Origin of the sequence: Mesorhizobium sp. M0772 (genome assembly GCF_040320135.1) — a bacterium.
In the GTDB taxonomy this organism is placed as follows: domain Bacteria; phylum Pseudomonadota; class Alphaproteobacteria; order Rhizobiales; family Rhizobiaceae; genus Mesorhizobium.
In genome coordinates this window covers 1-1,960 of the sequence record NZ_JAMYPB010000109.1, presented here as the reverse complement: position 1 = coordinate 1,960, position 1,960 = coordinate 1, and the positions used below count along the sequence as shown (strand labels likewise).

Annotated in this window: 2 protein-coding genes; one reads left to right on the top strand and one right to left on the bottom strand. The window is 64.0% G+C overall.

Annotated elements, in window-relative coordinates; translation table 11 throughout:
• Positions 1-128 precede the first annotated feature (128 nt).
• Positions 129-557 carry an Lrp/AsnC family transcriptional regulator gene (locus NKI06_RS30745; protein ID WP_023685052.1) on the bottom strand — a complete coding sequence of 143 codons (429 nt, stop codon included), beginning with the start codon at positions 555-557 and terminating at the stop codon, positions 129-131.
• 149 nt (positions 558-706) lie between these two features.
• Between NKI06_RS30745 and NKI06_RS30740 the strand changes: the two genes are divergently transcribed.
• Complete coding sequence (locus NKI06_RS30740; protein ID WP_352987919.1) at positions 707-1,810, top strand: saccharopine dehydrogenase family protein; 1,104 nt, start codon at positions 707-709, stop codon at positions 1,808-1,810.
• Positions 1,811-1,960: the final 150 nt, after the last annotated feature.

Below are 1,960 nucleotides of genomic sequence, written 5' to 3'. Positions count from 1 at the left end.
CGCCAAAATCTCCATGCCTTGCGATATCGCTGGCGCGAACCACCACGAAAGCGCAAGTTTCAGTCCATGCCAAAGCTATCTTAGCGCCTATGCCCGCACGGGGGAGATTAGCGGCTCATGCGTTCCACCTACCGATCGATCCGTGTCGACAAAATAATCGACGACGACGTCCGCTCGACCCCGTCCATCGCCCCGATCTCGTCCAGCAACGCATCCAGATCCCTGATCGACGGCGCGTCGACGATGACGATCATGTCGAAATTGCCGCTCACCGAGTGCAGCGTCCGTACCGGCGGCAGCGCCTGCAGCGCCCGCACCACCTTGTCGGCGAGCTTGGGCGTGACGGTGAGCAGCACATGCGCCCGCACAAGCCCCTGCTCGTAGTCCGGCGCCATCCGCACGCCATAGCCGGTGATAATGCCGCGCTGTTCCAGCCGCTCGATCCGGCTCTGCACCGTCGTGCGCGAAACGCCTAGCTGGCGCGCCAGCTCAGTGGTCGATGCGCGGGCATTGGCGCGCAGCAAGGAAAGCAGTTTTTGTTCGGCGTCAGTGAGCATTTCGACGAACTTTATCGGCGTATTGATCAATTGTGGGGTTCGTTTCGAACAGTTTCACGCTTCCTTTCGGCAGGCAAGCTGCGATTCTTGAAGGCATAGTGTTCACCGCGCGGCGGTCTGGGCCAAAGAGTTTCACGAGGGGCAAGGTCATGAAGAAAATCATCGTCGTCGGCGCCGGCAAGATCGGCTCGACCATTGCAGGCATGCTCGCCGACAGCGGCGACTACCGCGTTACGGTCGTCGACCGCGCGGCGGCGCAGCTTGCCGCGGCCGAACTTCCCGCCGGCGTCGAGGGGCTGGAGCTCGATATCGCAGCGCTGGGCGCACTCGAGGCCGCCCTTGCCGGCGCCTTCGCCGTGCTGAGCGCCGCCCCCTTCCATTTGACCACTCGCATCGCCGAGGCCGCGGCCGCCACCGGCGTACACTATCTCGATTTGACCGAGGACGTCGTCTCCACCCGCCGCGTCAAGGAACTGGCGCGTTCGGGCAAGAGCGCGTTCATTCCGCAATGCGGCCTTGCGCCGGGCTTCATCTCGATCGTCGCCAATGATCTCGCCAGCCGCTTCGACACGCTGGAAAGCGTTCGCATGCGCGTCGGCGCGCTGCCGCAATACCCGTCCAATGCGCTGAACTACAATCTGACATGGAGCACCGACGGCGTCATCAACGAATATTGCGAACCCTGCGAGGCGATCGTCGAGGGCGAGCTGATCGAAGTGCCGCCGCTGGAGGAGCGCGAAGAGTTCTCGCTCGACGGCGTCACCTATGAGGCCTTCAACACCTCCGGTGGGCTCGGCACCCTGGCCGAGACGCTGAAGGGCAAGGTGCGCACACTGAACTACCGCACCATCCGTTATCCCGGCCATGCGGCGATCATGAAGGCGCTGCTCAACGATCTCGGCCTGCGCCACCGCCGCGACGTGCTGAAGGATATCTTCGAGAGCGCCCTGCCGGCAACGCTGCAGGACGTGGTCATCGTCTTCGTCACCGTCTCGGGCCGCCGCAATGGCCGCCTGCTGCAGGAAACCTACGCCAACAAAATCTATTCGCAGCGCATTGGCAGCCAGGTGCGCAGCGCAATCCAGATCACCACCGCGTCCGGCATCTGCGCCGTGCTCGACATGCTCGCCGACGGCACCTTGCCGGCGACCGGTTTCGTCAAGCAGGAAGACATCGCGCTGGATGCGTTTCTCGCCAATCGTTTTGGGCGCGCTTATGCGCAGCACGAGATGGTGAGCCGGCTGGCGAGCTGAGCTACTTCACCCTCCCCCTTGTGGGGAGGGTCGGCGCGCAATCGGAGCGAAGCGGAGATGGCGAGACGGGGTGGGGGGTGAGCGCCGACGACGGTTGGCGAGGACCCCCACCCTGCTCCGCTCCGCGATCGACCCTCCCCACAAGGGGGA